The organism is Rhizobium sp. SG570, assembly GCF_012275345.1.
Classification (GTDB): Bacteria; Pseudomonadota; Alphaproteobacteria; order Rhizobiales; family Rhizobiaceae; genus Rhizobium; species Rhizobium lusitanum.
On record NZ_JAAZQI010000019.1, the window covers coordinates 14,423 to 35,806 of the forward strand.

The 21,384-nt window shown below is 61.2% G+C and carries 20 protein-coding genes; 14 read left to right on the top strand and 6 right to left on the bottom strand.

Annotated features, from left to right (window positions below; all coding sequences use genetic code 11):
• Nucleotides 1-33: 33 nt before the first annotated feature.
• A complete protein-coding gene (locus FHT28_RS28775; protein ID WP_168598068.1) occupies nt 34-1,041 on the bottom strand; it encodes a substrate-binding domain-containing protein in 1,008 nt (335 codons plus the stop codon).
• Nucleotides 1,005-2,075 (bottom strand): LacI family DNA-binding transcriptional regulator, encoded by a 1,071-nt coding sequence (locus FHT28_RS28780; RefSeq protein WP_168598069.1) that lies wholly within the window; start codon nt 2,073-2,075, stop codon nt 1,005-1,007. Before FHT28_RS28780 ends, FHT28_RS28775 begins: the two co-directional genes overlap by 37 nt.
• A gap of 178 nt (nt 2,076-2,253) precedes the next feature.
• Between FHT28_RS28780 and FHT28_RS28785 the strand changes: the two genes are divergently transcribed.
• The 5 genes from FHT28_RS28785 (at nt 2,254) to FHT28_RS28805 (ending at nt 6,266) form a co-directional block, all read left to right on the top strand.
• Nucleotides 2,254-3,150 (top strand): sugar phosphate isomerase/epimerase family protein, encoded by an 897-nt coding sequence (locus tag FHT28_RS28785; protein ID WP_047559066.1) that lies wholly within the window; start codon nt 2,254-2,256, stop codon nt 3,148-3,150.
• Nucleotides 3,151-3,439: 289 nt separating this feature from the next.
• The gene (locus FHT28_RS28790) at nt 3,440-3,775 is read left to right on the top strand and encodes a hypothetical protein (protein WP_047559063.1); all 336 of its coding nucleotides are present in this window, start codon (nt 3,440-3,442) and stop codon (nt 3,773-3,775) included.
• A gap of 140 nt (nt 3,776-3,915) precedes the next feature.
• Entirely contained in the window at nt 3,916-4,437 is a 522-nt protein-coding gene (locus FHT28_RS28795; RefSeq protein ID WP_047559062.1) for a hypothetical protein, read from the top strand.
• Nucleotides 4,438-4,555: 118 nt separating this feature from the next.
• Entirely contained in the window at nt 4,556-5,050 is a 495-nt protein-coding gene (locus FHT28_RS28800; protein WP_047559234.1) for a hypothetical protein, read from the top strand.
• Nucleotides 5,051-5,243: 193 nt separating this feature from the next.
• Nucleotides 5,244-6,266 (top strand): LLM class flavin-dependent oxidoreductase, encoded by a 1,023-nt coding sequence (locus tag FHT28_RS28805; RefSeq protein WP_037197661.1) that lies wholly within the window; start codon nt 5,244-5,246, stop codon nt 6,264-6,266.
• Nucleotides 6,267-6,325: 59 nt separating this feature from the next.
• Here the strand turns inward: FHT28_RS28805 and FHT28_RS28810 are convergent, their stop codons facing one another.
• The gene (locus tag FHT28_RS28810) at nt 6,326-7,222 is read right to left on the bottom strand and encodes a LysR family transcriptional regulator (RefSeq protein ID WP_168598070.1); all 897 of its coding nucleotides are present in this window, start codon (nt 7,220-7,222) and stop codon (nt 6,326-6,328) included.
• A 120-nt stretch (nt 7,223-7,342) separates the two neighbouring features.
• Between FHT28_RS28810 and FHT28_RS28815 the strand changes: the two genes are divergently transcribed.
• Nucleotides 7,343-8,221: an NmrA/HSCARG family protein gene (locus FHT28_RS28815; RefSeq protein ID WP_168598071.1), complete on the top strand. Its 879-nt coding sequence runs from the start codon at nt 7,343-7,345 to the stop codon at nt 8,219-8,221.
• Between the two features lie 106 nt (nt 8,222-8,327).
• On the opposite strand, the gene FHT28_RS28820 is transcribed toward FHT28_RS28815, so the two are convergent.
• On the bottom strand, nt 8,328-9,206 hold the full coding sequence (locus tag FHT28_RS28820) for a LysR family transcriptional regulator (protein WP_168598072.1): 879 nt from the start codon (nt 9,204-9,206) through the stop codon (nt 8,328-8,330).
• A 224-nt stretch (nt 9,207-9,430) separates the two neighbouring features.
• On the opposite strand from FHT28_RS28820, the gene ampC reads away from it, so the two are divergent.
• The 6 genes from ampC to FHT28_RS28850 all read left to right on the top strand — a co-directional run bounded on the left by ampC (nt 9,431) and on the right by FHT28_RS28850 (nt 17,162).
• Nucleotides 9,431-10,618, top strand: coding sequence for a class C beta-lactamase (ampC, locus tag FHT28_RS28825; RefSeq protein ID WP_168598113.1), 1,188 nt, complete (start codon nt 9,431-9,433; stop codon nt 10,616-10,618).
• A 1,156-nt stretch (nt 10,619-11,774) separates the two neighbouring features.
• Nucleotides 11,775-12,464 (top strand): GntR family transcriptional regulator, encoded by a 690-nt coding sequence (locus tag FHT28_RS28830; protein ID WP_047639991.1) that lies wholly within the window; start codon nt 11,775-11,777, stop codon nt 12,462-12,464.
• A 67-nt stretch (nt 12,465-12,531) separates the two neighbouring features.
• Nucleotides 12,532-14,046, top strand: coding sequence for a putative N-acetylmannosamine-6-phosphate 2-epimerase (locus tag FHT28_RS28835; RefSeq protein ID WP_168598073.1), 1,515 nt, complete (start codon nt 12,532-12,534; stop codon nt 14,044-14,046).
• A gap of 49 nt (nt 14,047-14,095) precedes the next feature.
• Complete coding sequence (locus FHT28_RS28840; protein WP_168598114.1) at nt 14,096-15,421, top strand: extracellular solute-binding protein; 1,326 nt, start codon at nt 14,096-14,098, stop codon at nt 15,419-15,421.
• A gap of 51 nt (nt 15,422-15,472) precedes the next feature.
• Nucleotides 15,473-16,339 carry a sugar ABC transporter permease gene (locus FHT28_RS28845; protein ID WP_037197746.1) on the top strand — a complete coding sequence of 289 codons (867 nt, stop codon included), beginning with the start codon at nt 15,473-15,475 and terminating at the stop codon, nt 16,337-16,339.
• A 1-nt stretch (nt 16,340) separates the two neighbouring features.
• Nucleotides 16,341-17,162 (top strand): carbohydrate ABC transporter permease, encoded by an 822-nt coding sequence (locus tag FHT28_RS28850; protein ID WP_047559054.1) that lies wholly within the window; start codon nt 16,341-16,343, stop codon nt 17,160-17,162.
• Between the two features lie 6 nt (nt 17,163-17,168).
• Here FHT28_RS28850 and FHT28_RS28855 read toward each other — a convergent pair whose 3' ends face one another.
• Both FHT28_RS28855 and FHT28_RS28860 read right to left on the bottom strand, forming a co-directional pair.
• Nucleotides 17,169-18,347, bottom strand: a complete 1,179-nt coding sequence (locus FHT28_RS28855) for a M20/M25/M40 family metallo-hydrolase (RefSeq protein ID WP_168598074.1) — start codon at nt 18,345-18,347, stop codon at nt 17,169-17,171.
• 62 nt (nt 18,348-18,409) lie between these two features.
• On the bottom strand, nt 18,410-19,222 hold the full coding sequence (locus tag FHT28_RS28860) for an IclR family transcriptional regulator (RefSeq protein ID WP_168598075.1): 813 nt from the start codon (nt 19,220-19,222) through the stop codon (nt 18,410-18,412).
• A gap of 128 nt (nt 19,223-19,350) precedes the next feature.
• On the opposite strand from FHT28_RS28860, the gene FHT28_RS28865 reads away from it, so the two are divergent.
• On the top strand, nt 19,351-20,427 hold the full coding sequence (locus tag FHT28_RS28865) for a succinylglutamate desuccinylase/aspartoacylase family protein (protein ID WP_168598076.1): 1,077 nt from the start codon (nt 19,351-19,353) through the stop codon (nt 20,425-20,427).
• Nucleotides 20,417-21,355: a pyridoxal-phosphate dependent enzyme gene (locus FHT28_RS28870; protein WP_168598077.1), complete on the top strand. Its 939-nt coding sequence runs from the start codon at nt 20,417-20,419 to the stop codon at nt 21,353-21,355. The genes FHT28_RS28865 and FHT28_RS28870 overlap by 11 nt, the downstream gene beginning before the upstream one ends.
• Nucleotides 21,356-21,384: the final 29 nt, after the last annotated feature.

A 21,384-nucleotide genomic window follows, 5' to 3' on the forward strand; every position in this document is an offset into this window, starting at 1 on the left:
CTCAGGCCAACCGCCGGCCCTCGGGAGGAACGCCTAGAGACCGAGCGCGACCAGCCGGTCGATATTCTGCTTATCGAGGGATTCAAGCTTCTGCGCCTGAATGAGCCTCTTGTCCGGATAGACGCGCACCTTGCCGACGCCGGTCAGCTCCATATTGTCGGTCGGTTCCTTGCCGGCCGCTAGGATGGAAGCGAGCTGAACGAAGATCTCGCCAGCCGTCATCGGATTCCAGATGAAGCCGCCGCGGATCGTGCCGGACTTGACGTACTTGACGCCCTGCCCCGGCGAGAAGCCACCGACCAGCGCGATCGACTTGGCTTTTTCACGATCGTCGAGGACGCGGGCAGCGCCGATCGGCCCCTGCGAACCGAATGTCAGGATGCCCTTGAGATCCGGATTGGCGCGAAGCTGATCCTGGGTGGTCTTGATGCTTTCATCCAAGCTTTCGGCAACGCCGAAGCGATCGCCGAGCATCTGCATTTTCGGATATTTCTGCTTCTGATAGGCAATCGCCGCATCGGCCCAGGCGTTGTGGAGCGGAACAGTCAGCGAGCCGACATAGACGATATACTTGCCTTCCCCGCCCATCTCCTTGGCAATCAGGTCCATATGGGCCTGACCATAGCCTTCGATGGTCGTGAGCTCAAAGTCCCAATCCGCTTCCTTCTGGCTCGGGCCTTCGTGGGCCAGCACCTTGATACCAGCTGCCCGTGCGCGGCCGAGAACGGGGTCGAGCGCTGCGGAATCGTTCGGCACGATACCGATGACCGCAACCTTGCGGGCAATCAGGTCTTCGATGGCGCGGACCTGCTGAGCAGCATCCGCCTGTGTCGGCCCGACCATCCAGGCATTCGTCTTGAAATCCGGCGCGGCCTTCTTGATGCCGACTTCCATGGCATTGAACCACGGGATGCCGCCGATCTTGACCACGACGCCGAGTTGCGGTTCAGCCGCCTGGGCTACGCCGATCGTGCCGCCAAGGGTGCCGACAACGACGGCGCCGCCTATTCCGGTGAGTATGGTTCGCCTTGTAACTTCCATTTTCTTCCTCCCAGTTTCAGTTTACCCGCCTCCTCAAGCGGGTTCCGCGGTGTCGAACCACGGATCTCGACGGCGCAGCGCAAGCGCCGCGTGACCGGCTTTCCGGCAGAGCCGGTCATGCGCCGCAACAGCAGCGCCCAGGCCTGCTCGGCCATTTCCTCGACAGGCTGACGCACGGTCGTGATCCCGGGCGTCACCAGCCGCATCCATTCCATCTCGTCGAAGCTCGCAAAGGCGATATCGCCTGGCACGGAAAGCCCGATCTCAGCCATGGTGCAGTAGGTCAAAAGCGTCGTGCCCTGATCGAGCGAAAACAGCGCGCCGGGCAGCGCGCGATGGCGCAGACGCTCCTCCAGAAGCTGTGCACCATGGGCGTCATCGATGCCGATTTCCAGCATCTCGACCCGCATGTGCTTGGCCGACGCACGCACGCCTTCCCAACGCTCGCGTATGTTGCTGATCGAAAGACTGGTGCCGACGACGAGGCAATCCTCATAGCCCTGTTGATCGAGATGCGCAGCGATGACACCGGCCGACGGCCCGTTGTCGACGGCAATCAGATCGAAGCCGGCGGCATCGGGTATGCGGTCGGCAAGGACGACGGGTGCAAAGAAGCCATCCGGCAGGCGCTCGGCAAAGGCGCCGTCGCAGGGAATGACGATCAGGCCGGCGGGGCGCCAGGCGCGAATCTTGCGCAACCGGTCGGCCTCCTCCTCCGCATTGTTGCGCGCTGATACGACGACCAGATCGTAGTCTGCGAGGCGCGCCAGATGCTCCAGCGTGGAAACGAAGGAGGCGAACATCGGATTGGTAAGATCCGGCACAACGACGCCGGCGAGCTGCGCCTTGCGCGAGCGGAGCCGCGACGCGCCGAGATCGACGACGTAACCAAGCTCGCGCACCGCATCATTCACGCGCCGGGCAAAATCGGGAGAAACCGTTGGCTTGCCGTTGAGGACGTTCGAGACCGTCGCGACCGAAACGCCGGCCCTGTCGGCCACCATCTTGATGGAAGGGCTTTGCTGTCTCGACATCTTGCCCTCCCCCACTACGCCCTCGCCAATGATAATATGAAAACTCTGGTGAAACGATTTATTGTAAGCTATACCTGAGTAAGTGCGGTGTCAACATGAGCGCTTTCAAGTATAAAACGATTCATGTCTTCTGCACTGCAGCAATTCATTTTGCATCCACGAAACCGGGAGGAAGATCATGAACAAGCTGGGAGTTCACGCGCTGGTATGGGAAGCCGGCTGGAGCAAGGAGGAATGCGCCCGCGCAATCGCCAGTAGTGCCGAGGTGGGCTACGATTTCATCGAGGCACCGGCGCTGGATCCGAGCCTGATCGATCCGGAGTTTACCCGTCGCCAGCTGGAAAAAAACGGCATCGGCATCAACTTCTCGCTCGGCCTCGATTTCGACAGCGACATTTCAAGCGGCGACAAGGAGAAGGGACGGCGCGGCAAGGAAAAGCTCGAGCAGGCCATCGCCGTCTGCCGCGATTGCGGTGGCGAATATATCGGCGGCATCCTGCATTCGGCCTTCGGCAAATATTCCGAGCCGACCACGGCGGCAGGCGTCGCACAATCGGTCGAGATCCTGCGTCAGGTGGCCGAGACAGCGGCGCGAAGCCACATCACGCTCGTCCTCGAAGTGGTCAACCGCTACGAATCCAACGTGCTGAACACCGCGGCCCAGGCCGTCGAGATGTGCAAGCGCATCGGCATGCCAAACGTGAAGGTGCATCTGGACGTGTACCACATGAATATAGAGGAATCGGATATTCAGGCCGCCATTCTCGAGACGGGCGACCATCTCGGATATTTCCACACGGGCGATTCCCATCGTGGCTACATGGGCTCGGGCACGATCGACCTTGCCGGCGTTTTCCGCGCCCTTGTCCGCTCCGGCTACACAGGCCCGATCACCTTCGAATCCTTCTCCTCGCGCGTCGTCGGCCAGCCGCTCGAAGGCATCCTCGGCATCTGGCGCAACCTTTGGGACGATGGCCGCGACCTTGCCGAGCATGCCCTGATGTATACCAAGGCCCAGCTCAAGGCCGCTCAGGAGGCACAGCGCCAAAGCCTGCAGCGCAGCCTCCTGCCTTGATGGCGGGCGTCAACTTACGCTGAACGAGACCCTGCTCGACAGCGGGGTCTCCACTTCGGGTCGCATGCCGCGGCCCACTCCCAATTACAGGTCTCTGTTCGCTTCTGTGCGGACGGAGTAGCTCGCGGCGGTGCCGCGTTTGTCGCCGGGCGACAGGCCGACGCCACGCCTCGATCCGGGTTGCGTTTTAGCCCAAAAATGGGCCGAGCTTGGCGTGCAATATATATAGCTCACGGCCGCTGAAACGCTTAAAAAGACGCGCATCAGCTTTCACCGAAGGATCAATTCGATGACGAAATTTCGCTTCGCCCTCGCGGCGTCGGCAGCGCTTCTTTGCCTTGCCGGTGCTGCAAGCGCCGACGACCTGACGTTCACGCTCAAGAACGGCACCAAATCCGTGCTCACCAATTTCTATACGTCCCCGGTCGGCGTCAATAATTGGGAAGACGATGTCTTCGGCAAGCAGGTACTGAACCCCGGTGAGAGCATGGATATCACCATCGGCGATGGTCGGACTGTCTGCAAGTACGACATGAAGTTCGAGTTCGAGGAAGGTTCCAGCCTCGATACGACGACGGACACCCAGAACCTGTGCGAACTCGGCAGCTATACCATCCACGAATGAGGCAGGCGGGATGCGCCGGCACCCACCGTCTTCGATTGGGGCAAGTCGATCATGCCTCGAAATTACGCAATGAGACGATGGCTTTACCCGTTCTCCGGCGCCTGCCGGAATCATTATCAGCAGACCGATTGGAGACTGCCATGCGGCAAGTGCTTGTATTGATTTTTGCGATGACTTTTGCTGCCGTTGCCCATGCCGATCCTCTGGCGGATTTGGCTACTGCACAAAAGGCCGTCATCGAAGCCTGGACCAAGGTGCCGTTCTCACAACAGAACGTCATCTTCGTGGCCGAGCCTTCAACGGGTTACGGGGTTTACAAGAAACGTGACTCAAACGTTTTCAAACCCGGCGAGCCCATCTTCAGCTATGCCGAACCGATCGGCTATGGCTGGAAGCAGCTTCCGGACAGTCTCTATGAACTCCACCTCGTTGCCGACCTCGACATTATCGACGCCAGCGGCGAGGTCGTGTGGAGCAAGAAGGGCTTCTTGGATAGCGACCTTCAAAGCCACAAGCAGAATTTGGAGTTCAAGCTCGACATGACCTTGAACGTCGACGGTGCACCGGCCGGCAAATACAAGCTTCACTATACGCTGTATGACATGACCTCGGGAAAGACGAGTTCCTTCGATCAGGATTTCGAGATCGCTTCGGCCAGCTGATTGCGGTCAATTATCCCCTTTTTCCGGCTGTCTCCGCACTGCCGAAAACCATGCCAACCTCACGTATCCGCTGAGATTGATCGGCGACCTAAAACTCAAAGACAGAACGGAAGCACCCATGAAAAAGATGCTGCTCATCGCCGCTGCGCTCGCAGTCTTTCCAATGCTCGCCAATGCCAAGACGCTCGCCTTTCCGAGCGAAGCGCCCGTTGCCAGCGTCACCATCCCCGACAGCTGGAAGCCGAAGGAAACCGAATCCGGCATCGACGCCAATTCGCCTGATGCCGCCATCTACTTTGCCCTCGATGTTGCCACTGGCGACAATGTCGAGAAGGTCATCGGCGATGCCGTCGATTTCCTCGACAAGAACGGCGTCAAGATCGACGCCAGCACCCGCAAGGATGACGACAGCAACGAAATCAATGGCATGAAGCTGTCGATCCTGAACTGGCAGGGCACCGATGCAGACGGAGCCGTCAACATCAATCTCGGCGTCCTTTCGCCGGCGCCCAACAAGATCCTCGTGCTCACCTATTGGGGCTCCAAGGAAGACCAGGCCAAGCACGAAAAGGAAGTGCTCGGTATCATCGGCTCGATCCAGCCAGCGAAATAACGATCTTCAGCTGGAGACCGCAGGCGCGGCGGCAGCATCGGCCTCCCGTGGGCTCGCCGGAAACGGCGGGCCTATTTATTTGATACCGAGGGCGCGGCTCGCGCAGCCAGGATACCTTCACTCCGCTTGTATCGGCAGCCGAAATCATGTCATGAAGCAAAGCTGAGCGAACCAAACGTTGCGGAGCGGGACCATGAAGAAGATCGGATTCCTTTCATTCGGCCACTGGACACCCTCGCCCCAATCGAAAACGCGTTCGGCATCCGATACGCTCCTGCAATCCATCGATCTCGCCGTCGCTGCCGAGCAGCTGGGCGCGGACGGCGCCTATTTTCGCGTGCATCATTTTGCCCGCCAGCTCGCTTCGCCGTTTCCGCTGCTGGCGGCCGTCGGGGCCAAGACCAGCCGCATCGAGATCGGCACCGCCGTCATCGACATGCGCTACGAGAACCCGCTCTACATGGCCGAGGATGCAAGCGCAGCTGATCTGATCGCCGGAGGCCGGCTGCAGCTCGGCATCAGCCGCGGCTCGCCTGAACAGGTGATCGATGGATGGCGCCACTTCGGTTACGAGCCGGCCGAGGGTGAGAGCGACGCCGACATGGGCCGGCGGCATGCGGACGTGCTGCTCGACATCCTGCGCGGCGAAGGATTTGCGCAACCCAACCCCCGACCGATGTTTCCCAACCCGCCCGGCCTCCTGCGTCTCGAACCGCATTCGGAGGGCTTGCGCGAACGGATCTGGTGGGGCGCGAGCTCGAACGCGACCGCTGTCTGGGCAGCAAAGCGCGGCATGAACCTGCAAAGCTCAACGCTCAAAAACGATGAGAGCGGGTTGCCATTCCATGTCCAGCAGGCCGATCAGATCCGGGTCTTCCGCGAAGCCTGGAAGGAGGCCGGCCACAAGCGCGAGCCGCGGGTCTCGGTGAGCCGCAGCATCTTCGCACTGGTCAACGATCTCGACCGCGCCTATTTCGGCAGCAGCGGCAAGGACGCGGACCAGATCGGCTTCATCGACGACAAGACACGGGCAATCTTCGGACGCAGCTATGCCGCTGAACCGGATCAACTGATCGAAGAACTCAGGAAGGACGAGGCTATAGCAGAGGCCGACACTCTGCTTCTGACCGTCCCCAACCAGCTCGGGGTCGAATACAACGCGCATGTGATCGAGGCGATCCTCACCCACGTCGCGCCCGCTCTCGGCTGGCGTTGATGGCGCCGGCCATTGATCTTGCTTGAGTGGATAGCCCAAGCGTCAGGGCCGCCACCGCATCATATCGTCGGGACGAACACCTTCTCCGGAAAGGCTTTCTCCAGCACGTCCAGAAACGCGCGGACCTTGGCGCCGATCAGACGGCGCGAGCTTTGGAGTGCCCAGATTTCCACCGGTGGACCTCTGAGGGTTCCCCAATAAGCGAGCCGGCCCGCCGCAATATCGTCAGCGACAAGAAGCTTCGGCAACAAAGCCACGCCGGCACCCGCCAAAACGGCATCACGAACCATTAAAAGCGATGAAAGACGAAGGACAGGCTCTGGTTTCAGCACCACGTCTGGCTCTGCTCCGGAGCCAAGTCGCCACACGGCCGTCTGTGAGGATGCACTGAGCAAGACGGCCTTCACGGCAAGCTCTTCGCCGTCTGCCGTTGGCGAGGGGCGCCGCATGCCCGGTGGCGCCACGATCAGGCGTTCGTCATTGAGGAAGCGGCGACCGACGAGCCGTTCGTCCGGTGCCGGATCGATGCGGATGATCAGGTCGTAGCCGTCTTCGACCGGGTCGGCCTTGCGATCCTCGGCGACGATCTCGAGCTGGACCTCGGGATAGGCCAGAGCAAAACGCGCGCCGATGCGACCGAGCGCGACATGGGCGAAGACCACGGGCGCGCTGACACGCAGGCGTCCTCTCGGGGTCGAGGCCCCAAGGACAACCGCCTCGCCGGCCTCGGCGATTTCAGATAGCAGCCCATCGGTGCGCTCGTGGAGCGCCCGCCCCTCGTCGGTCAGTCGCAGACTCTGCGATCCGCGTTCGATCAGCCTGACACCGAGGCTCTGCTCGAGCTCGGCAACCCGACGCGACAGCGTCGCCTTCGGCCTTCCGGTGACGCGGCTGGCGCGACCGAACCCGCCATGGGCAGCGACCAGATTGAAGTCGGACAAAGCCTGCAGATCCATACTCATGTTCCATAATTGAGACGACCTGTCTTAATATAGCCATCTCCAAATAGAAATTGGAACGGCTATCTTTCTTCTCGAGACATCGGGTCTCTCGCAACATCTTGAGGAGTTTTTAAAATGGCTATTCTTGTTACCGGCAGCACAGGGACCATCGGGTCCCAGGTCCTGGCCCACTTGCAGGGTCATAATGTCGATGTCCGCGCCCTGACGCGCTCGCCTGAAGCGGCACAGCTTCCCTTGGGCGTAACGCCGGTCCGCGGCGATCTGGCCGACCCGGATTCGTTGCGCGCCGCGCTGAAAGACGTCAGCACATTGTTCCTGCTCGCCCCGAACGTTGCCGACGAACTGACCCAGACGATGCTCGCGCTTGCCGTCGCCCGCGAGGCCGGCGTCAAGGGCATCGTTTATCTCTCGGTGTTCAAGGGTGAGGCCTATGCCGATGTTCCGCATTTCGCCGGCAAACACACGGTCGAGCGGATGATCGACGCTCTCGATCTCCCGGCCACTGTTCTCCGCCCAGCCTATTTTATCCAGAACGACCTTCGTCAGAGGGATCTGTTGCTGAATGTCGGTGCCTACGGCGTACCTGTTGGGTCGAAGGGCATCTCGATGGTCGATATTCGCGATATCGGCGAGGCGGCTGCGCTCGAACTAATCCGGCGGGAGCAAGCTTCCGCACCGCTCGGCCGCGAGACCTATACGCTGGTCGGTCCGGACAGTTTGACGGGCGAGGACATTTCCGCCATCTGGAGCGAAGCGCTCGGCCGCGTCATCCGCTATGGCGGCGATGATCTTGTTACGATGGAACAGCGTATGAAGACCATGCTGCCCGCCTGGCATGCGCTCGACCTGCGCCTGATGTTCAGCCGCTACCAGACGGATGGCGCGGTCGCCACGGCGGACGACATTCGTCGTCTCACCGGGCTGCTCGGTCGCGCACCACGCTCCTACAGCACCTTTGCCAGAGATGCCGCCGCCCAATGGGCAAAGAACTGACAGCTGTAGACTTCATCGGCCGAAGCGAAATCTCGTGGCCCAACATGGGGCCGCGAACAGGAGCAACATTCTTCATCCCGATCCGAAACGGCGGGCAACTCCAATCCTATGACGGCAGATCCTCGATCTCGGCTGTCAGCCATTGGCGAAACGCCTTCATCGATGCGGTTTCCGCGCGCGATTTCAATCGTGTGAGCCAATAGCTTCCGGTGATAGCGGTGATCCGGAACGGCTGTACGATCCTGCCCGCCTCAATCTCATGCGAGAACATGGCGACGGGGACGAGTGCCACGCCGACACCACGCGCCGCGGCCTCCACCAGTGTCAACGAAGAATCGAACATCCAACCGCGAAGATTGGGCGGCGTGAGGCCTGCCGCCCTGAACCAGAGAGCCCACTCATCGATCCGGTAGGAGCGCAGCAGCTCGACATCGGCAAGGTCGGCCGGCGTGCGCAAACGTGCGCCGATCGAGGGCGTGCAAACCGCCGACAGCGGCGCATCCATCAGATGGATCGCCTCGGTTCCATGCCATGCCCCATCGCCGAAACGCAGGAAGAAATCGAGCCCATCGAGCACCATGTCAGCACGATTGTTGTTCGTCTTCAGACGCAGATCGACATGTGGATGCTGAGCCTTGAACGAACTCAGCCGAGGCAAAAGCCAGCCGATCGCAAAGGTGCCGACCACGCCGACTGTCAGGATCTCGTCGAAGTTGCCTTCCTCCAGCTGGCTCAAGGTGGCGCTCATGCGGCGAAATGCATCGGTCAGCACGGGCAGCAAGGCATGGCCCTCGTCGGTCAATGCAAGTCCGCGCGGCAGCCGTTTGAACAGCGTTACCCCGAGCACATCCTCCAGCGCCTTGACCTGATGGCTGACGGCCGTCTGCGTCACCCGGAGTTCAAGGCCGGCCCGCGTGAAGCTGCAATGCCGCGCCGACGCTTCGAAAACGCGGAGCGCGTTCAGCGGAAGTTGTGAAATGTCCATTATGTCCTAAGCCCAAGTTTTTCTCATGCCTAAGCCCAGAATTGATCGTTTGTCTAGGGCACAAGGGGGCGCCATAGTCTGCGTCGCGAGGTGATTGCAGGGGCCAAATGACCCCCAGGCGGCATCGACTGCAACCCCGACCGTGCCCACCAACCCCGGATCCATGACCTCAGGCCGCAATCGTCTGCGCGGCCTGTCACCAATATGAGGATATTATCTTGCACATGCATTCCATCTCGCTACCGAAACTCGGCATGATCGCCAGCTGCCTTTTCTATGCGGTCAGCGCCCATGCGGCAGACGACAACGATCAGGATCGGCTGGAGCGAGCCGTCAATGATACAATCCGGCCGGTCATGACGGAAAACGATGTCCCGGGAATGGCCGTCGCGATCACGGTCAAGGGCAAGCATTACTTCTTCAACTATGGCGTCGCCTCGAAGGAGACTGGTCAGAAGGTCACAAACGACACGATCTTCGAGCTCGGCTCGATCAGCAAGACCTTCACCGCGGTTCTCGCATCTTACGCTCAGGTCAGCGGAAAACTGTCACTTTCCGATGAGGCGTCGAAGTATCTGCCCGCGCTTACCGGCAGCAGCTTCAACAAGATCAGCCTTCTGGATCTCGGCACATACACGGCAGGCGGCCTGCCCCTGCAGTTTCCGGATGATGTGACCGATCAAGACAAGATGATCGCCTACTATCGCAACTGGCACCCATCCTATGCACCGGCTACCCATCGGCTCTATTCCAATCCCAGCATCGGCTTGTTCGGTTATCTCGCCGCCGAAGCCATGGGCAAGCCATTCGATGCGCTGATGCAGGAGAAGATCTTCGCGGGCCTCGGCCTCAATCATACCTATGTCCGCGTCCCGCCGGGAGAGATGGGCAATTATGCCTACGGTTATTCGAAGCAGGGCAAGCCTGTCCGGGTGACGCCGGGCGTTCTGGACACGCAAGCCTATGGCGTAAAAACCACTTCGGCTGACATGATCGGCGTTCTCGAGGCCAATATGGACGGCTCTCGCCTTGACGAAACTCTTCAGCGCGCGATCGCCGCGACCCATGTCGGCTATTACACGGTAGGAAACACGACACAGGCGCTGGGCTGGGAAATCTACGCCTATCCGACGACGCTCACCCGGCTACTGTCAGGCAATTCATCGGACATGGCGCTGAAGCCACATAAGATAACCCGGCTCGTGCCACCACAACAGCCGCGCAAGGATATCTTGCTCAACAAGACCGGCTCGACCAACGGTTTTGGCGCCTATGCGGCCTTCATTCCGGCCAGACAAATCGGAATCGTCCTGCTGGCGAACAAGAACTATCCGATCCCGGAACGCGTCAAGGCCGCATACAAGATCCTGACAGCAATCGAAAGCCTGCCCGGCTCGAACGGCGCGCAATAGGAGGCGGCACCTTCGGAACATGTTTAATCCACAAAGGGGCCGGCTCTCGGAGAAACGTCGAGGGCCGGCCCCTTTCGTTCTATGTGTCGATTGCTATCGATTGCCGAAAGACCGGTGCGGGGCAGCATCTGCTTGGGAGGCTTCCACCCCGTTGAAGAATTCCTGCAGGAGCCGGGTAATCCGCTCGGGGGATGTGCCCTTGGCATATTCTTCCTGCATACGGCGTCTCACTAATATTTCCAAGACTGACATTTGCTTCACCTCATCAATCCGGCGCGAGGCAAATGTCGCTCTCAATGGCATGGGAGGCAAGTTACAGTTTCTTCATGGTTTTGATCGACCGAAACCGAAATAAACCGAGGGCGCCATGATCTGCCCTTGATCCCGTGCGAGAGCCGGGATGTCCGATCAGGATCAGCTCATCACTAGAGTTGCCAATTGCCAACGCATCGTAGAATTGAAAGCGGCTAAACGGTCGGTTGTTTGCGTTTCGTTAACTTCCGTGCTTTAGCGCGCACACCCCGGCCTCTGGACGAGGTCGTATGCAAGGAATGAACAATGCCCGTAAAGAAAAGCTCTGCTTCTGATGTTTTCCAACGCAAGATCTCGGATTTTTGCGACCTGAGGCTCGCACCTTTGCTGCAGCCCCGCAGCTTTGAAAACCTCAAGGGCTTCATGATCGGGCTTGTCGTCTTCCAGTCGCGTCCTCCGCTGCGGGCCGGAAGAGTGGACTGGCAGGAAATCGCAACGCTTTGCGGCATGGATGCGGAAATGAGCCCCGAGTTCAAACGCGCGGCTCAACCCGGTTTTGACGCGATTCTTCGGTGGCTGAGGGCGGGCCAAGGCAATAAGGCTACCATCCCTCATGCCGCTCAAAAAGGGCAATTGCAGAGCGCCGGCAAAGCGGGCATCGTGGCGCGGACGGAGCGTCGAGCAATAGCGCCGCAAAGACCATAAGGCAGCCCTCATTGCGGCCCACCTGGCGTCCCTATCACTCTTTTCCTCGCTCGACAGATCGCAAAAAGCCGTACAGTATAATACCAGTATCGGACAGGACGAAATTTCGCTCCTAGTCGTGCGATCGAAGGGAAGGTTTGCCTTGGCGACTGATATCATCGACCTGGTCAGGAGGGAGTTCGCAGCCGGCGCGCCGGGGATGCCGCTGTACAAGCAGCTCAAGACGGCGATCGAAACCGCCATTCGCAACCACGCCTTCAAGTCCGGCTCGGCTCTGCCAGGCGAACGGTCGCTCGCCGAGGCCCTGTCGCTGTCGCGCGTGACAGTCCGCAAGGCACTCGCCATGCTGGAAGAGGAGGGCATGCTGAGCCGGCGGCAAGGCGCACGCAGCGAAATCGGCTCCCGGGTCGAAAAATCGCTTTCCACGCTGACCAGCTTCTCAGAAGATCTGCGGGCGCGCGGAATGGAGCCGGGATGCATCTGGCTTTCCAAACAGTTAACCCGACCTTCCCCGGCTGAAATGATGGCGCTCGGCATCTCCGCAAACGCGCAAGTCCTGCGCATGCGCAGGGTGCGGACCGCCGATGGCGCACCGATTGCGGTGGAGCACGCGGCCGTGCCCGTACGCTTTCTTCCCTCACCTTCGTCCGTTGGCGATTCCCTATACGAAGCTCTTGCCCAGCGCGGCTTTCTGCCCCGGCGCGCCGTCCAGAGAATGCGGGCGCGGGCCGCTTCTCCTGAAGATGCACAGCATCTGCGCTGCGAGCCGGGCGCACCGATCCTGACGACGGAGCGCCGCTGCTTTCTCGCCGATGGAGAGATCGTCGAATATTGCGAGACGCGCTACAAGGGCGAGGTCTACGACTTCGTCTTCGAACTCCAGAGATAATACCAGTTTAAAACCGGTTGCTTTCTGGTGACCTTGCTCTATCGTGACCCTTCGAAAGGGGTGCCGAATGCGCAAGGAAGATCTCAATCTAAGTCTTATCGTCTCCTGCCAGCCCGTGCCCGATGGCGCGATGGACGAGGCTGTTTTCGTGGCCGGCTTTGCGCGCGCGGCACTCGCAGCCGGCGCGCGAGCCCTGCGCATCGAATCATCAGCCTATGTCGCCGCGGTCAGATCAGCCGTCGACGCGCCGATTATCGGCATTGTCAAGCGCGATCTCGATGACAGCCCGGTGCGTATCACACCCTTCATCGCCGATGTCGAGGCGCTCGCCGATGCGGGTGCCGACATCATCGCCTTCGACGCCACGGATCGGCCTCGGCCAGCAACGATCGAGGCGCTTCTGGCGGCCATCAAGGCCAGGGGCCTGCTCTCCATGGCCGATTGCTCCTGCCTGGACGATGCGAAACGGGCGCTGGCCGCCGGCGCCGATTTCGTCGGCTCGACCATGTCGGGCTATGTCGGCGGCCCCGAACCGGCGGAGCCGGATATCGCGCTGATCGCCGCCATGCGGCGGCTGACACCCTATGTCATTGCCGAAGGCCGCATCCGCACCCCGCAGCAGGCGGCCGACGCCGTGCGCGCCGGCGCCTGTGCTGTTGTCGTCGGATCGGCGATCACGCGCACCGAGCACGTGACATCATGGTTCCACGACGCCGTTTCGACCGCCTTCTCGCAGCGCGACGCGGCGACGCTTGCGATCGATATCGGCGGCACGAAGATACTTGCGGCGTTGGTACGCGGCGTGCAGGTGCTGGCCGAGGCAACCATTGCCACCGGTCGGGAAGCGGGTCCCGACGATTGGCTGGCTGCCATCGCCGAACAGGCCAAGCATTGGAGCGGCCGATACGAGCGCGTCGGTATTGCCGTAACCGGCCTTATCGACGAAGGGCGCTGGTCGGCGCTCAATCCCGCAACGCTCGCGCTCCCCGATGGCTACCCGCTCGTCGCGCAGGCAAGCAAATTGTTCGGCAAACCCGCCTTTGCCGTCAACGATGCCCAGGCCGCAGCCTGGGGCGAGCACAGGTTCGGCGCCGGCGGCAACGAGGATACGGTGTTCCTGACCATATCCACCGGCATCGGCGGCGGTGTCGTCATCAACGGAAGCGCCCTACTCGGTCTTGCTGGCCATTTCGGCCAGCTACGCAGCCCGACGCTCGGCGAAGCTCCACTCGAGGATGTCGCTTCCGGCCGTTGGATGGCAGCCGAGGCCGCTCGTAGCGGACATCAGGCCGAGGCGCCCGAGATCTTCGAGCACGCTCGCAACGGCGCAGCCTGGGCGCAGGCGATCGTCGCGCAGTCGGCGCTGCGCGTCGCGCTCCTGTGCCGCGACGTTCAGATGATGTTTGCCCCGAAACGCATCGTCATCGGCGGCGGCATTGGTCTGGCATCCGGCTATCTCGACGCCATCAGCGCGCATCTCGTCGCGCTCCCGCCGCACCTCGCGCCGCATCTGGTCGCCGCAAGCCTCGGCCCACGCGCCGGCATCATCGGCGCGGCGGATCTTGCCAGCCGCAACAGCTAGACGGACCCAATTCGATTCAAGCAACAACGATAAAGGAAAGGGAACAATGATGAAATTCAAGCACATATCGTCTGCAGTGCTCGCCCTTATGCTATCAGCGGCAGCGCTTCCGGGCCTGGCGAACGCCAAGGTGGTCGTACTCGGCTGGCCTGGTGGTTCGGAGGAAACGGCACTGCGCGCCACCACCGACCTTTACAACAAGACGGCAGCGGATGCCGACAAGATCGAACTTCTGTTCTTCAACCGCGACGGCTTCTTCGACAAGCTGCAGGCCGATATGGCCGCCGGCTCGAATGCCTTCGATGTCAATCTCGTGGCGACCTATTCGATCGGCCGTTATGCACCCTACATGGAGCCGATCGAACTCAACGCCGACGCGCCGAAGGTCTTCGGCGACGCCGTGCTGAAGACGATGCAGTTCGACCGCAAGCAATATGGCGTGCCGACCGACCTCTCACTGCACTTCATGTACTACCGCAAGGATCTCATCGACGCGCTTATCGCCGACCCCGATGCCAAGGCCAAATATGCCGAGATTTCAAAGAAATATCTCGGCAAGGAGCTTGCGCCCAAGCAGCCGGATGACTGGACGTGGGATGACTGGGCGGCGACCGCGCTCTATTTCAGCAAGCAGGTGAACCGCCAAAGCCCGGTGCGCTACGGCACCGTGCTGCAGATGAAGAACCTCCTCTTCAACATGATGGTGTTCCAATCCCTGCCGCGCGCCTATGGCGGCGACTGGACGGACGCGAGCGGCAACGTCACTGTCGATTCCGATGCCTACAAGACCGGCCTCACGCTCTACAAGACACTCTATGACGCCGGCGCTTCGCCGAAGGATTCACTGAGCTACGAATATGCCGAGACCAATGCCGCCTATAGTTCCGGGCAGGCAGCCACCGCGCTGCAATGGAATGCCGCCGCGGCCGAACTCACCGATGCGAAGAAGTCGCCAGTGGTGGCCGATGTCACCGGCATCGTCGCGCCGCCGGCCGGGCCGAATGGACGCGCCGACCATATCCACGGTCTCGGCCTCGGCCTGAACAAGAACGCCAGGAATAAGGAAGGCGCCATCAAGTTCCTCAAATGGCTGTCCTCGGAGGACGCGGCCCTTGCCTATGCCCGTGCCGGTGGCTCCCCCGCCCTGACGCCTGATGTCGTCACCAAGGTGGCCAAGGAACGTCCTGATCTGGTCAAGCTCGGCGAATTTGCCAGCAAATACGGCTACGTGATGACAGGCGCCACCTCCGCAAAGGCGCTTTCTGTGTACGAACTGCAGGCCAAGGAATTCACCGGCTACTGGTCCGGCCAGCAGAGCCTTGAGGATGCGCTTGCCCACACCAAGGCAGGCATGCAGGATCTGTTGAAAAAATAGGGACAGGGCCGGATGCCGGCTCTACGGCATCCGGCCGCTGCGGCTGACAATATGGCTCTCGTAAAACGCGCCGAAGGCAGGCTCTACCTGGCACCGCTTGTCGGGTTTCTTCTGCTGTTCCTCGGCTTTCCGGCACTTCTCAATCTTCTCTATTCCGTCTCCACGGTCTCATTCGAAACGCTGCGCAGCCCTCAGATCAGTGGCTTCGGCAACTATGCCGCGGCCCTGACGGACGCGGCATTTTGGCAATCGGTATGGTTCTCGCTGCGCTTTGGCATCATCACGGCGGTTTCGGAGTGCCTGCTCGGCCTTTTCCTGGCGATTTTCCTAAAGCCGCTCCTGTCGGCACGGCCGGTACTGATGGCACCCTTGATGCTGCCGCTGATGGTCGCGCCCGCCATGGTCGGCCTGATGTACCGCCTCGTGCTGCATGAATTCGCCGGACCGGTGCCCTATTACCTGTTCGAATGGTTCGGCGACAGCCCGGCCTTCCTCGATTATGCGAATGCCTTTCGCACGCTCATCGTGATCGAAGTGCTGCAATGGACGCCATTCGCCTTCCTGCTTTTTTACGTCGCCTATATCGCCATTCCCGAAGACGTCCACGAGGCGGCCGCCCTCGACGGCGCCACGGGCCTGCAGCGGCTGTGGCGCATCGACCTGCCGCTGATGCTTCCGACGCTGACGGTCGCCTTCTTCATACGCTTCATCGACGGCTTCCGCGTTTTCGACAACGTCTATGCATTGACCGGCAGCGGCGCCGGCGGATCGACGACGTCGCTTTCGATCTACATCTACCAGGCCTTCTTCAAGGAAGGCGCCATCGGCAAGGCGGTAGCGGCCTCCGTCGTGCTGTTCATCAGCTCGCTGCTGGTCCTCTACGGCTTGAACTGGCTGAGCGCCCGAAGGAAAAGATAGGATGCTTAAGTCGCTGCGCTGGATCGTCTACGGCCTCGTGGTTTTTGCCATGAACTTCCCCGTCCTCGTCACCCTTATCACCTCGTTCAAGACGACGCGCGAGATCGCCGGCAATCCCGGCCTATGGATCGAGCAACCGACCCTCGACAATTATCTGAAGGTGCTGACGGAAACCGAGCGCTTCAACATCTTCCTCTATCTCGCCAACAGCACCGCAGCTGCCCTCATCGGGACGACCCTTGCGATCCTGCTCGCCTTCCCTGCGGCCTATGTGATCGCGCGCAGTGAGACCGGCCAAAAGCTCTTGCTTCCGCTCGTCATCAACCTCCGCGCCGTTCCCCTGATCGTCTTCGCGATCCCGCTTTATATGATGTATCAATGGCTCGGCCTGCTCGACACGCAGATCGGCCTCGGCCTCATCTTCACGATCGTCAACATTCCACTGGCTCTGGTGATGCTGGTCAACGCGATATCAGACGTGCCGGTGGAGCTCGACGAGGCCGCGACCGTCGATGGAGCAAGCGTCTTCGACATCATGATCCGTATCATTCGCCCGGTGATCCGCCCGACGCTTGTAACCACCTTCATCTTCGGCTTCATCACCGCCTGGAACGAGTTTCTCTTTGGGCTGATGCTGACGACCAGCCGCGCCGTGCCGATGACCGTCGGCGCCTCCTTCTTCTTTGCCGCCAGCGGCGGCGGCGTGCAGTGGGGCATGGCATCGGCGGTCATGATCCTCGGAGCATTGCCGCCGGCGCTGCTCGGTATCGTGATGTATCGGCAGCTGTCCGGCTCGATGACGGCAGGTGCGGTCAAGGGCTAGGCGCGGCTAGAGCCCGCTTGCCAGCGAGACGAGGATATCGGCGCCCCGCGCGACCTCCTCCATGTCGACATGCTCATCGGCGGCGTGAGCCTGTTCGATCCGGCCGGGACCGAAGATCACGGTCGGCGTTCCCGCGCGCGTAAGCTTGGAGGCATCCGAGCCGAACGGCACGCCGATAGCCTCATGAGGCAGACCCGCCTTAGCGAGAACCGCCGACAGCTCCCGGACGATGCGCGCATCCCGCGAGACTTCCATCGACACGGAATCGACGAACGGAGCCTGCATAAGAATGTCGGCGCCGGCGGCATGACCCCGCGCAAAGGCGTTCACCACGTCAGCGATTTCCTGCCAGGCTTCATCACCGGTCTGATCAGGCAGGGTGCGGAAGTCGAAGGTCAAGGAAGCATGACCCGGCACGGTGTTTGCTCCTTCGCCCGCCTGCATCAGCGTGCAGGTCAGGCTGCGGCGGCCAAGCAGCGGATGCGTTCGATCGGTCGCGCGAATGTAGCCACGGAGATGGTGCAGGAGATCGGCAGCAACGGCCAAGGCGTCGATGCTGTCCTCAGGCTTTGACGCGTGCCCTGCCCGCCCCCGCACATCGATGACCCAGCGAATGACACCTTTGCAGGCGCGGACGACGGCAAGGCTGGTCGGCTCGCCGGCAACGCCGAGATCATAGGGCTGGTGAGCACGCACATGGTGCTGAACGCCCCGGAAGGTCGTCTCTTCATCGATCGCGGCAACGAAGGTGAGATCGCAGCCGCAGCCGCGCCTTTTCAGCGCCCGCATACCCAGCATGAACATGGCGAGGCATCCCTTGTCGTCGACAGAACCTCGGCCATAGATCCTCGTGCCCTCGATGCGCGGCTGGAAGGGCGACGCCATGCCCTCCACCTGAACCGTATCGGTATGCCCTTCCCAGATCATCGACGGCGCTCCCGGCCGGCCACGCAGATGGGCGACGACATTGGGGCGTCCAGGCAGAACCTCCTCCATCGCGACCTCGATCCCCTCGCGGCTCAACCAGTCGGCGATGAACGTGGCCAGCTTTGCCTCGCCGAACCAGCCCGACGGCAAGCTCGGCTGAAGGAAGTCGGGATTGATGCTGGGGATCGACACCATGGCGCTCAACAGGCTCGCAACCTCTTGCGGTTCGATGCAATCATGTCCTGCAGCGGCACTCATCCGGTCGATCCTCTCTATGGCCTATCGCGTGATATCACCGACGCGACATGCCTCGGCATGCATCAACCGCCAGCACCCATCTCCTTGGGCGAGCGCAGACGCGGCGAGAGCCGCGCGGAGATGCGGTCGCAGGCGGCTTGCAGGACGCTGAGCGTGGCGGCGTGGCGGCTTTCCCGCGTGTGACGATTGATATAGGCGATGATAATCGACGCGATGGCATTGCCATCGGCACCGATGACGGGACAGCAAATGTCCGTAATGCCGACGAAGTCACGGCTGTTATGCAGCTCGTAGCCTCTTCGGCGTATGGCCGTCAGCTGCTTGTCCAGCGCCTTGCGGTCGATCGGTGCGGCTGAGCGCGCCTGGCATTCATCGATAAGCCGTTTCGCCGTGGCGGGTGATTGGAAGGCAAGGATCACCTGGCCGGAGGTTGAATCCGTTGCGAGCCGACCGTAACCCAGCCTCAGCGTGAACGACATGTCCTCGCCGCCGGGCACGGCGGCGGTGACGACGGTCAGCCCGTGGCTGATGACGACGAGATGGGGCGACTGCTGGCTTTCCAGCGCGATCGTGGACAGCTCCGGCATCGCCGCCGTCATCAGGTCCTGGGTGCTCGGCGTATGCAGCCCGAGCTTGAAAAGCCGGTCCGTCAGCGAAAAGGCATCCGTCTCGGCATCGCGCTCTATGTATCCGCGTTCCTGCAGGGCAACGAGCATGCGAAAGATCTCATTCTTCGAACGGCCCAAGCCGTCGGCGATCGCCTTCATCGTCAGGGACGTGTCGGCCTCGGCAAGCAGTTCCAGGACTTCCAACCCCTTCGTCAGGGCTGGAGCCGAGTAGGAAAGCTTGCCGCCCTCATTGGAACCATTGCTCATGAATCGAATCCTCCATGGGTCACCAACCATAGGAACTGCAGTAGCGCTTGTCATTCGTTTCATATTCAAACTTGACACCATATATAAAACCGCCATGATACCTCCAGCAAGATAGGTGAGCGGACGGCATGACAAATTTCAGTGTGGTAAAATCGGGCGCTTCGGAGCGAAAGCCGCTGACACCGCGTCGCAACAGCATCTTCACCTCAGTCGATCTCGATCGCTCCGGCAAGCAGATCGGCTATTTCTGCGTGCCGCAATCGCCGCATGACGATGCCTGGGGTGTCGTTCAGGTGCCGATCGCCGTCGTCAAGAACGGTACCGGGCCGACGGTGCTGATCGAAGCGGGCAACCATGGCGATGAATATGAAGGGCCGATCGCGCTCGGCGAATTGCTGCGCGAAATCGATCCCGCCGACGTGACCGGACGCATCATCGCGATCCCGGCCATCAACGTGCGTGCCGTCGAGGCCGGCCAGCGGACATCACCCATCGACGGGCTCAATTTCAACCGCAGTTTTCCCGGCGATTTCAACGGCACGCTGACAAGCCAGATTGCCGCCTATGTCAACGATTGTCTGTTTCCCATCGCGGACTATTTCCTTGATCTCCACTCCGGCGGATCGTCGCTGATGATCCTCCCAAGCGCCATCATCGAGCCGTCTGCGACGACGGAGGGGCATCGGCGCAACATAAGGGCCACCCTCGCCTTCGGCGCACCGACCGTCGTCATGATCGACAATCTCGGCGACACCCGTACGTCGACTGCGGCAGCCAACCAGCAGGGCCTGATCGTCATCGGCAGCGAAATGGCCGGCGGCGGCCTCGTCAGCCAGGAAGCGCTCACCATCTGCCGACGTGGCATCCGCAATATCCTCAAGCATGCGGGCGTGCTGAAAGGCGCGCCGGATGTACCGGCCGGCGCCAATGCGCGGGTACTGAAGGTGCCGGGCACGGAGGGCTATGTACTTTCCGAGGACGACGGCGTGTTCGAGCCGATCAGCGAGCTCGGCACCGCCGTCAAGAAGGGCGAGATCGCGGGCCGGATCCATTTCCTGCGCTCGCCGGCCCGGGAACCCGTCATCCTCCATCATCCGATCGATGGTATCGTTTTCGCCAAGCGCCAGCCCGGCCGGGTCCGCCCCGGCAATTGCTGTTTCGTGCTTGCCAACGAATATCCGGAGGCGTTGAGCAATGAGCTATGAGGATATCCAGGCCGCCGCCCTTCGCATCTCCCCCTTCGTGCGCCGCACGCCGACGATCAAGCTCGAGCATTGCGCCGGCTTCGATCTGCGCAACGATTTCCACCTGAAGCTCGAATGCCTGCAGGTGAGCGGCTCCTTCAAGATCCGCGGCGCGGCAAATCGCGTAAGGTCGCTGCCGCCTGAGCGAATTCAGCGGGGCCTTGTGGCGGCCTCCGGCGGCAATCATGGTCTCGCCACCGCCTACATGGCGCATCAGTCCGGCGTTCCGGCAACGATCTTTCTGCCGAGCAATGCCAGTCCCATCAAGGAAGAGAAGCTTCGTCGCTGGGGCGCGGAGGTTCGCCGTGCCGGCAACGTATGGGACGAGGCACAGGAGGCCGCCCTTGCGTTTGCCGAACGGCAAGGCGCATTCTGCATGCATCCCTTTGCAGACGAGGCCATCGTTTCAGGCCAGGGAACGGTGGCTTTGGAGATGATGGAACAATTGCCCGAGGCCGATCTCTACATCGTCGCGATCGGCGGTGGCGGCCTGATCGCCGGTATGTCCCAAGTCATCAAGACGGTCAATCCGAAGGCGCGGATCATCGGCGTCGAGCCTGTCGGCTCGCCAACGCTGCGCGCCTGCTTCGATGCCGGCCGGGTCGTGCGTCTTGCCGAGGTCACCACCAGGGTCGCAACGATGGCCTGCGGCCGCACGGACGAGAGCATCTACGAGATCGCACGGCGCAATGTCGATGATATCGTTCTGGTCGACGACGATGCCATGCAACGTGCCGCTGCACTGCTATGGTTCGAGTTCGGTATCGCTGCAGATTTGAGCGGCGCTGCCTCATTGGCCGCCGTCATGTCGGGAGCCCTCGTGCCGCCACCCGGAACCCGCATCGCCGGCCTCGTCTGCGGCTCGGGAGTCGATGGCTTTAACGCGTAAAGGTTGAATAATTCTAGCACATTTAGAAA

Bases quoted from the DNA above. Each gene is read 5' to 3' on its own strand.
- FHT28_RS28810 (WP_168598070.1), bottom strand. From the start codon at position 7,222: ATGGATCTGCAGGCTTTGTCCGACTTCAATCTGGTCGCTGCCCATGGC.
- FHT28_RS28780 (WP_168598069.1), bottom strand. From the start codon at position 2,075: ATGTCGAGACAGCAAAGCCCTTCCATCAAGATGGTGGCCGACAGGGCC.
- FHT28_RS28795 (WP_047559062.1), top strand. From the start codon at position 3,916: ATGCGGCAAGTGCTTGTATTGATTTTTGCGATGACTTTTGCTGCCGTT.
- FHT28_RS28850 (WP_047559054.1), top strand. From the start codon at position 16,341: ATGCTTAAGTCGCTGCGCTGGATCGTCTACGGCCTCGTGGTTTTTGCC.
- FHT28_RS28775 (WP_168598068.1), bottom strand. From the start codon at position 1,041: ATGGAAGTTACAAGGCGAACCATACTCACCGGAATAGGCGGCGCCGTC.
- FHT28_RS28805 (WP_037197661.1), top strand. From the start codon at position 5,244: ATGAAGAAGATCGGATTCCTTTCATTCGGCCACTGGACACCCTCGCCC.
- FHT28_RS28830 (WP_047639991.1), top strand. From the start codon at position 11,775: ATGCCGCTGTACAAGCAGCTCAAGACGGCGATCGAAACCGCCATTCGC.
- FHT28_RS28785 (WP_047559066.1), top strand. From the start codon at position 2,254: ATGAACAAGCTGGGAGTTCACGCGCTGGTATGGGAAGCCGGCTGGAGC.
- FHT28_RS28865 (WP_168598076.1), top strand. From the start codon at position 19,351: ATGACAAATTTCAGTGTGGTAAAATCGGGCGCTTCGGAGCGAAAGCCG.
- FHT28_RS28870 (WP_168598077.1), top strand. From the start codon at position 20,417: ATGAGCTATGAGGATATCCAGGCCGCCGCCCTTCGCATCTCCCCCTTC.
- FHT28_RS28790 (WP_047559063.1), top strand. From the start codon at position 3,440: ATGACGAAATTTCGCTTCGCCCTCGCGGCGTCGGCAGCGCTTCTTTGC.
- FHT28_RS28845 (WP_037197746.1), top strand. From the start codon at position 15,473: ATGGCTCTCGTAAAACGCGCCGAAGGCAGGCTCTACCTGGCACCGCTT.
- FHT28_RS28800 (WP_047559234.1), top strand. From the start codon at position 4,556: ATGAAAAAGATGCTGCTCATCGCCGCTGCGCTCGCAGTCTTTCCAATG.
- FHT28_RS28855 (WP_168598074.1), bottom strand. From the start codon at position 18,347: ATGAGTGCCGCTGCAGGACATGATTGCATCGAACCGCAAGAGGTTGCG.
- FHT28_RS28815 (WP_168598071.1), top strand. From the start codon at position 7,343: ATGGCTATTCTTGTTACCGGCAGCACAGGGACCATCGGGTCCCAGGTC.
- FHT28_RS28835 (WP_168598073.1), top strand. From the start codon at position 12,532: ATGCGCAAGGAAGATCTCAATCTAAGTCTTATCGTCTCCTGCCAGCCC.
- FHT28_RS28860 (WP_168598075.1), bottom strand. From the start codon at position 19,222: ATGAGCAATGGTTCCAATGAGGGCGGCAAGCTTTCCTACTCGGCTCCA.
- FHT28_RS28840 (WP_168598114.1), top strand. From the start codon at position 14,096: ATGAAATTCAAGCACATATCGTCTGCAGTGCTCGCCCTTATGCTATCA.
- ampC (WP_168598113.1), top strand. From the start codon at position 9,431: ATGCATTCCATCTCGCTACCGAAACTCGGCATGATCGCCAGCTGCCTT.
- FHT28_RS28820 (WP_168598072.1), bottom strand. From the start codon at position 9,206: ATGGACATTTCACAACTTCCGCTGAACGCGCTCCGCGTTTTCGAAGCG.